The organism is Kouleothrix sp. (assembly GCF_046328425.1).
GTDB lineage: Bacteria > Chloroflexota > Chloroflexia > Chloroflexales > Roseiflexaceae > Kouleothrix.
The window spans coordinates 21,481-29,932 of the sequence record NZ_JAXLWP010000050.1 but is presented as its reverse complement, the minus strand read 5'-3'; the positions used below and the strand labels follow the sequence as shown (position 1 = coordinate 29,932).

7 protein-coding genes are annotated in these 8,452 nt (G+C 65.3%); all 7 read left to right on the top strand.

Features of this window, described 5'->3' with window-relative positions; translation table 11 throughout:
- Positions 1-887 (top strand): polysaccharide biosynthesis tyrosine autokinase (locus U0177_RS28480; RefSeq protein WP_409574081.1); only part of this gene is annotated, 887 nt, incomplete at its 5' end.
- Positions 888-1,083: 196 nt separating this feature from the next.
- On the top strand, positions 1,084-2,370 hold the full coding sequence (locus tag U0177_RS28475; protein WP_409574080.1) for a hypothetical protein: 1,287 nt from the start codon (positions 1,084-1,086) through the stop codon (positions 2,368-2,370).
- Positions 2,370-3,467: a phosphotransferase gene (locus tag U0177_RS28470; protein ID WP_409574079.1), complete on the top strand. Its 1,098-nt coding sequence runs from the start codon at positions 2,370-2,372 to the stop codon at positions 3,465-3,467. The genes U0177_RS28475 and U0177_RS28470 overlap by 1 nt, the downstream gene beginning before the upstream one ends.
- Positions 3,464-4,708 carry a glycosyltransferase gene (locus U0177_RS28465; RefSeq protein ID WP_409574078.1) on the top strand — a complete coding sequence of 415 codons (1,245 nt, stop codon included), beginning with the start codon at positions 3,464-3,466 and terminating at the stop codon, positions 4,706-4,708. The genes U0177_RS28470 and U0177_RS28465 overlap by 4 nt, the downstream gene beginning before the upstream one ends.
- A 358-nt stretch (positions 4,709-5,066) precedes the next feature.
- Positions 5,067-5,741 (top strand): hypothetical protein, encoded by a 675-nt coding sequence (locus U0177_RS28460; RefSeq protein WP_409574077.1) that lies wholly within the window; start codon positions 5,067-5,069, stop codon positions 5,739-5,741.
- Positions 5,742-5,937: 196 nt separating this feature from the next.
- Positions 5,938-7,221: a glycosyltransferase gene (locus tag U0177_RS28455; protein WP_409574076.1), complete on the top strand. Its 1,284-nt coding sequence runs from the start codon at positions 5,938-5,940 to the stop codon at positions 7,219-7,221.
- On the top strand, positions 7,218-8,444 hold the full coding sequence (locus U0177_RS28450) for a glycosyltransferase family 2 protein (RefSeq protein ID WP_409574075.1): 1,227 nt from the start codon (positions 7,218-7,220) through the stop codon (positions 8,442-8,444). The genes U0177_RS28455 and U0177_RS28450 overlap by 4 nt, the downstream gene beginning before the upstream one ends.
- Positions 8,445-8,452 lie beyond the last annotated feature (8 nt).

Here is an 8,452-nt window from a genome sequence, read left to right as displayed (position 1 = left end):
TGCCATCGCTGCTGATCACCAGCCCGTCGCGCGGCGACGGCAAGACCGACGTGGCGGCCAACCTGGCGGTGTCGTTCGCGCGCGCCGGCAAGAAGGTCATCCTGATCGACGCCAACCTGCGCCGGCCTCAGCTGGCCGCGATCTTCGGCATCCCCGAGAAGGGCGGCCTCTCGAGCCTGTTCGAGTCGCGCGATCGGCTGCCCGAGCCGGTGGCGATTAGCTCCATCCCCGGCCTGTCGATCCTGCCGGCCGGCACCACAACGCCGAGCTCTTCCGAAATCCTTGGCTCGCAGCGTATGTACGAGCTGCTGCAAACCTGCAAGGCTCGCGCCGACCTGGTGATCATCGACAGCCCGTCGCTGTGGTACTCCGATACCCTGGCGCTGGCCCCGCAGGTCGATGGCGTGCTGCTGACGGTAAGCAGCGGCACCACCGGCCGCGAAACGACGATCAGCGCCGTCGAGAGCCTGCGGCTCGTGGGCGCGAACATCATCGGCACGGTGCTCAACCGCGTGAAGGCTGGCCCGGCTTACCAGTACTACCCGTCGTTTGCGGCCAGCCGGCCGGCGCTGGAAGGCCCGACCGCCACGAACCCGGTGCGCGCACTCAACAGCGGCTCGGCCAGCTCGACTTCGGCGCAGGCCGGCAAGTCGTCGACACAGTCGACAGGTGGTGCGTTGGGAAAATCTCAACCGGCGGCACCGACGGCGAGTAACACCAGCGCGAAAAACGCCACGGTTGTACTCGACGCGATGACGCCGGATGCGCCCGCCCCCTCCGCCGATTGGGCTCCCGTTGAGCCGGTGGCAACCTACGCCAACGGCGCCCAGCCGGACACCTCGAACGACCCGAACGCGAGCCGTTCGAACCAGAACCGCAAGAAGTAACGAATCCAAGCCACGCTTCCCAAGCGGGTCGGCACAGCCCACAGCTGTGCCAACCCGCCACCAGGGTTGCCTTTGCGCGTAGGCTGGCGCTCTGTTTCATTTAATCGTTTGCCCGATGATATAGGCATACACTATGCATACGTTATTGACCGAAATTTTTGAACGGCTTGAGCAAGAACATATTCAGTATTGCCTTTTGCGCGGCTATGAAGAGCTCGAGACACTCGACGACACCGGCGATGTCGATCTGCTGGTGCAGGCCGATCAGATCGGCCAGTTTCAGGCGCTGATGGCGCGGCTGCAGTTTGTGCGCCTGCCGGTGTGGGGCCATGCGCCGCACCAGTTCTTTGTGGCCTACGACGAAACGACCGATACCTGGCTGAAGCTCGACGTCGTCACCACCGTGGTCTATGGCAAGCCGATCCCTTCGCTGGAAACCAACCTGGCCGAAGGCTGCCTGGCGCGCCGCCAGCCGCGCGGCCCGACATACGTGCCCGCGCCCGAGGACGAGCTGGTGACGCTGCTGCTGCACTGCCTGCTCGATAAGGGCGCGTTCGCGCCACATCGCCAGGCGCGCGTGCGCGCCCTGCGCGCCGAGGTGCGCGACGAAGCGACGCTGAATCGGCTGCTGCGCCAGGCTTGGTCGCCGGATATGACCTGGGCGCGCCTGGCTGGCCTGATCGACGGCGAGTGCTGGGAAGCGCTCTTGGGCGAGGCCGGCGGGATTGCCCGGCGGCTGCGCCGCAGCCAGAGTATGGCGGTGCTGCGCCGGCGCCTGGCAGGCTGCACGCTGCGCAAGCTCGACCGGGTGGCCGGCATGCTGCAGCCGCGCTCGCTGACGGTGGCGCTGCTGGCGCCCGATGGCGGCGGCAAAACCACGCTTGCTACCGAGCTGGCCCGGCGCTTTTTCCTGCCCAGCCGGTATATCTATATGGGCACGAACATCGAGGCCAGCACGATCGGCCTGCCGACAACCCGCTGGATTCATGAGCAGTCGCGGCGCGCCTCGAAGCCGCTGCGCCTGCTGGCGCGCGGGCTGCGCTTCCCGAACAATGTCGCCGAGCAGTGGTATCGCTATGGCATGAGCTACTACCATATGATGCGCGGGCGGCTGGTGCTGTTCGACCGGTATGTGTACGACGCGCCCGGCGGCAAGCGCCGCACCTCGCTGAAATCGCGCATGCGCCGCTGGCTGCTGGCGGCTATTGCCCCCGAGCCGGATCTCGTGGTGTTTCTCGATGCGCCTGGCGCGGTGCTGTACGCCCGCAAGGGCGAGCACAGCCCGCTGATCCTCGAGCAGCAGCGCCAGCACTACCTCGACTTGCAGCAGCATCTGCCGCAGATGGTGGTGGTGGACGCAACCAAGAGCGCCGACCAGGTGCGCCGCAAGGTCACCGCGCTGATCTGGCAGTGGTATGCCAAAGCCTTGCGCGGCGAGTCGGCGGCGCGCTCGAAGCGCACCGCCGCGATCGGAGAGCGCTGATGGCGACGCTTCAGCTGCGCTCTCCTGATCTGCAGCGCCTGCTGCGGCGGGTGCAGCGGCCATGGCTGCGCTATGTCGAGCAGCGCGCGCTTGGCCGCTATACCCTGCTGGCCGGGCGCCTGCTCGAACAGCTGGCGCGCGATGGCCAGGCCGAGCTGCCCAGCGGCGCTGGGCACGTGGCGTCCGGGCTGATCACCCGCAGCGATGTGGTGGTGCTGCTGCTGGCCGATAGCCCGGCCGGCGCGCCAGCGCGCGTGCTGAAGCTGCCGCTCACGCCCGACGCCGAGCGTAGCACGACGCTGCATCGCCAGGTGGTGGCGAGCTTGCAGGCGATGCCGATGCTGCGCTCGTTCTACTCGCTGATGCCGCGCCCGCTCGCCTGGGGTACGTTTGAGGGCCAGAGCTACTACCTCGAAACCGCGCTGGCCGGCGAGGCCGCCAGCGATCTGGTGCGCCGCGGCACCGCCCCCGCATCGTTCAAGCACGATGCCGTGCGCGCGATCCGCCAGCTGCACCTCGGCACCGCCCAGCGCCGCGTGATCGATGCCGCAGCGTTCGGCCGGCTGGCCGGCGACGACCTGGCCACGCTGTACCAGCACAGCGAGCGCTGGCCTTCGGCTACGCTGGTGCGCGACGCGCTGCAATCGCTCGAGGCGTTGCTGCGGCGCCGGCTGATTGGCGCCGACCTGCCGTTCGGCTGGATCCACGGCGACTACTGGCCCGGCAATATTCTGACACAGCCCGGCGGCCTGGGTGGCATTATCGATTGGGATCGCGCGCTGCCCAACCAGCTGCCGCTTCTCGATATCGTGCACCTGCTGGCGTATGTTCGCAAAATGCAGCAGCATACCGAGCTAGGTGAAGAAATTGTCAACTATCTTTTGCCGGCAGCGTTCGACCAGGCCGAGCGCGCGCTGCTCGACGAAACGCTCGGGTACTATGGCCTGCCCGACGATCCGGAGTTCTGGCGCGCGGCGATCTATTTGTATTGGTTGCGCTTCGCCGCCGCGAATCTGGCGCGCTACCCCCGGTTGCAGAACGACACATTCTGGTTGAGTAAAAATGTATTGACTGTATTGAAACGGAACCTGATATGAATATCCTTGTGATCGATCGCTCGCCGCCTTGTAATTTGCTGCAAGGCAACGCGCTGATTGGCCAACACCTGTTTCGCCGCCTGCGCCACCATCACCTGACGCTGATCTGCCCGGCCCCCACCCACGAGATCCCGCGCTACCAGGCTGAGCTGGCCGAGCTGTTCGATGTTGTTCACCTGGTGCCGCGCGAGACGCAGGTGCCTGCGCTGATGGGTATGGTCGAGCCGGCGCTGGCACAGCTCGGTATGCGCCGTGCCGGCACCGCCGAGCCCGACGCCGCGCGGCGCTTTGCCGAGCGCCTGCAGCAGGTGCTGGCCGAGCGCTCGTTCGATGTCGTGCATACACGCCAGCTGCCCATGGCCGCGTTTTCGGGCGGGCTGAAACACCCGGCCAAGCTGCTCGAGCTGATCGACTCCGAAACGCTGCAGGCTGCCCGGCGCGTGCGCCCCGGCGCGCCCAAGACGCGCCTGCGCGCGGCGACGGCGCGGCTGATGGAGCAGCGCGCGGTGCGCCAGTTTCATGCGATTACCAGCGTGGCCGAGGCCGATGCCCAGGTGATCCGCGGCCTGGCGCCGAATATTCCGGTGTACGTTACGCCCAACGGCGTCGACGCCGAGTTCTTTCACCCGCTCGATCTGCCCGAGCAGCCCGATACCCTGGTGTTTACCGGCGCAATGTCGTTCCCGCCGAATGTCACCGCGGTGCTGCACTTCTATCAGAACATCCTGCCGCTGATCCGCAAGGAGCTGCCGCAGGTGCGCCTGGTGGTGGCCGGGCGCGACCCGTCGCCGGCGATCGCCGCGCTGGCGAGCGACCCATGTGTCACCGTCACGGGCTTTGTCGAAGACATCCGGCCCTACCTGGCGCAATCGTGCGTGATGATCTGCCCGATGACCAGCGGCAGCGGCATCAAAAACAAGGTGCTCGAGGCCATGGCGATGGGGCGTCCGGTGGTTTCGACCACGCTGGGTATGGAGGCGCTCGAGGTGACGAGCTGGCGCGAGCTGGTGGTCGCCGACGAGCCAGCCGAGTTCGCTGCGGCGCTGCTGCGCCTGCTGCGCGACGAGGCCGCCCGCCGCGAGATCGGCGCCGCCGGGCGCGATCTGGTGCTGCGCCGCTACACCTGGGATGCCTGCGCCGCCAGCTACGACACGATCTACACGCAGCTTGCGGCCCGGCGCAGCGTTTCTGTCGCTTCCACGAGCTACCTGCCGGGCCAGCCCGGCGGGCATATGAAATAATTGAGGATTGGCCGGTGTAGCATTATTGCCCGTTGCGCTACACTGGCCGGCCCGAGCGCAAGACTCGCAAAGGAGGTGCGCCGCTCACCACCAGGAGTAGGACAGACGCAGCTGGCGAGCTCAGCTTTTGGCAGAAAGGTGGCCAAGTACCGTGCTGCCGCAGGCAAAAGCGCCGCATTGAGATGCCGAGCAACGCACCTGCGTAAGTCCTAAGGAGTGAAGAGAAGAGAAGGTAGGTATACATCACACTTATACAACGACGAAAGGGGAACCTACAATGGGGACATGGAGCAAAGCAATAAATGAATCGGCAAAAACTTGGGGTATCTCGAAGCGTTTGGCGTGGTGGATCATTTGGGTGCCGATTGTTGGCGCGCTGCTCGTGGGCGCGTCGCGCGTGAATCGCCAGCTGTTTACTTTCATTACCATGGAAGATGGCCCGCTGGAGTGGCCGCAGTTCTTCTGCTTTGCGGCTGCCTCGATCGTTGGCTTTGGGGTGGCGCTCAAGCGCCTGCGCTCCGGGCACCCGTGGCAGGGCCTGCTGTTTGTGGCGTTTGGCCTGGCCACCTTTCTGATCGCCGGCGAAGAGATCTCGTGGGGCCAGCGCGTCTTTGGCTGGCAGACGCCGGCCGATCTTGCGGCGATCAACCACCAGGGTGAGACGACGGTGCACAATATTCGCTGGGTGCAAGAGCTACTGGGCATGCTGCTGGCGATCGCTAGCGGTATTGCAATGCTGCTGCCGTTCGCGAGCAAGAAGTTTACGTTTGGCAAGCGCTGGGATCAGGGCGACTTCCTGCTGGCGCCGCCGCTGTTCAGCATCTCCTGCTTTTTTGCGATGTTCGCGTATAAGGTCATTCGTTTTGCGTTCTTTCCCGACTCGGATTTCACCGTCACGAAGTTTGGCGAATGGCCCGAGCTGTGCTTTGCCTCAGGCCTGCTGCTCTTCGCCTACCTGAACTACCGCCGGCTTTCGGGCCGGGTGGCGCCGGTGCTGTCGGCGAATACCGAGCAGGCCCGCGTCGCGAAGTAGCCTGCCACCCAGGGCTGCCCCGACTGCTGCCCATCGCCCGTGCATCAGCGTGCTCGGGCGATGGGCTGTACTACAATGGGTCGCGGGATCGTGACAAACTTCTCATCCGAGTAACCTTTACGCGCTGGTGAAGGTTTTATTCATAGAGGCCAGGCAAACGTAAAGTGATATTAGCCAGCTATTTACAGGGATAACAATGGCCACAAGCGAGCAGATCATCGAGCGACGCAGCCAGGCACAGCCCGCGCCAAGCGGCGCTCGCACACATTTCAAGGTAGCCTACACGATGTCGCGCTTTCCCAAGCTGAGCGAGACATTCGTGCTGTATGAGATGCTGGCCCTGCAGCAGCAGGGCGTCGGCGTCGAGGTGTTCCCGCTGATCAACGAGCGCGCCGCAGTGGTGCACGCCGAAGCCAAGCCGTTTGTCGAGCGCGCGCACTACCTGCCGGTGCTCTCGCTGCCGATCCTCAAGGCCAACCTGCACTTCCTGCGCACGCGCCCGGCGGCTTACCTGGGCGTGTGGCTTGAGGTGCTGCGCGGCACGCTCGGCAGCCCAAACTACATGATCGGTGGGCTTGGCATCATCCCCAAGGCCGCCAAATTCGCCTACGATATGCAGCGCCTGGGTGTGAGCCACCTGCACGCGCATTTCGCCAACCACCCCACCGTCGCGGCGCTGGTGGTTCACCGGCTCACCGGCATCCCTTTTAGCTTCACCGCCCACGCGCACGACATCTACGTCGACCAGCATATGCTCAAAGAGAAAGTGCGCGCGGCCAAGTTCGTGGTGGCGATCTCGGAGTTCAACCGCGAGCTTATTGCCAAACACGCAGGCGACGATATGCGCAGCAAGATCAAGATCGTGCACTGCGGCGTCGATACGCGCCTGTTCCAGCCGCGCCAGAAAGCCGCTGGCGAGCTGTTCACGATCGTGTGCGTCGGCTCGCTCGAAGAGAAGAAAGGGCAGACCTACCTGATCGAGGCCTGTCGCCTGCTCAAAGAGCGCGGCCTGCGGTTTGAGTGCCACCTGATCGGCGATGGCGACTCGCGGCCGGCGCTCGAAGAGCAGATCCGCCGCGACAACTTGGCCGACGTGGTGAAGCTGGCCGGCGGGCGCCCGCGCGACGAGGTGCTGCAGATGCTGGCGCGCGCCGACGTGGTGGCGCTGCCGAGCATCCGCACCAAGTCGGGCAAAATGGAAGGCATCCCGGTGGCGCTGATGGAGCCGCTCGCCTGCGAGGTGCCGGTGGTATCGACGCGCACCTCGGGCATCCCCGAGCTGGTCGAAGATGGCGTGACCGGCCTGCTGGTGCCGCCCGAAGACCCGGCCGCGCTGGCCGACGCGCTTCAGCGCCTGGCCAACGACCCGGCGCTGGGCCAGCGCTTGGGCCAGGCCGGCCGCCAGAAAGTGCTCCGCGAGTTCGACTTAACCGACAACACTGCCAAGCTCGCACAGCTGATGATTGGAGCCGCATCATGATCCAGTTTCTTCTGATCCTGTTCTGGGCCACGGTCGCGGTGATCGTGTTTACATATATTCTGTTCCCGGCGATTGTGTTCGTGCGCGGCCGCCTGGTGCGCAAGCCCTACAAGTCGGCCGAGATCACCCCGCCGATCACCATGGTGATCGCCGCGCATAACGAGGCCGCCAATATCGGCGCCAAGCTCGACAATATTCTGGCGATGGACTACCCGCGCGAGCAGCTCGAGGTGATCATCGCCTCGGATGGCTCGAACGACGGTACCAACGAGATTGTGCAGGGCTACGCGGCGCGCAATGTGCGCCTGCTGGCGCTGCCACGGCAGGGCAAGGCGCCCGCGCTCGACGCTGCGGTGGCGCACGCGCGCGGCGACGTGCTGGTGTTCTCCGACGCCAACAGCATGTACCACCCGCAGGCGCTGCGCGCGCTGGCCCGGCCATTCGCCGACCCCGAGGTAGGTGGCGTGGCCGGTAATCAGGTGTATACTTCCAAGAAGAGCGAGAGCCTGAGCGGCGACGGCGAGCAGAGCTACTGGAGCTTCGATCGTAAGATGAAGCAGTCGCAGAGCAAATCGGGCAACGCGATCTCGGCCACCGGCGCAATCTACGCCATCCGCCGCGCGCTGTTTCGCGGCGTCCCGGTGGGCGTCACCGACGACTTCGCAGTATCGACCGATGTGATCGCTCAGGGCTACCGGCTGGTGTTCGCGCCCGACGCAATCGCCTACGAGCCAGTCGCCGGCACGGGCAGTGTCGAGTTTGGGCGCAAGGTGCGCGTGATCACCCGTGGCCTGCGCGGCGTGCTGGTGGTGCGGCGCGAGCTGCTCAACCCGATGCGCTATGGCTTCTACGCCTTCCAGCTGTTCGCGCACAAGGTGCTGCGGCGGCTGGTGGTGTTTCCGCTTCTGCTGCTGCTGATCCTCAGCCCGCTGCTGTGGAGCGCCGGGCTGATCTACCAGCTGGCGACGCTGGCGCAGCTGGCATTCTATGGCTGCGCGCTGCTGGGCCTGCTACTGAAGGACAAGCGGCTCGGCCGCCTGAAGCTGTTCACCATCCCATTCTTCTTCTGTATGGTCAACGTCGCGTCGCTGATCGCGGCGATCAACCTGATCCGCGGGCACCGGATCGATTTCTGGGAACCGCAGCGCCAGGGCCAGGCCGCAGCGGCCGATCAGAATCAGCAAAATGTTGTATCGGATCGCGGCCGGGCAATCTCGCAATAGCGGCGAGC

Coding starts and splice junctions, on each gene's coding strand:
- U0177_RS28465 (WP_409574078.1), top strand. CDS start 3,464: ATGAATATCCTTGTGATCGATCGCTCGCCGCCTTGTAATTTGCTGCAA.
- U0177_RS28455 (WP_409574076.1), top strand. CDS start 5,938: ATGGCCACAAGCGAGCAGATCATCGAGCGACGCAGCCAGGCACAGCCC.
- U0177_RS28450 (WP_409574075.1), top strand. CDS start 7,218: ATGATCCAGTTTCTTCTGATCCTGTTCTGGGCCACGGTCGCGGTGATC.
- U0177_RS28470 (WP_409574079.1), top strand. CDS start 2,370: ATGGCGACGCTTCAGCTGCGCTCTCCTGATCTGCAGCGCCTGCTGCGG.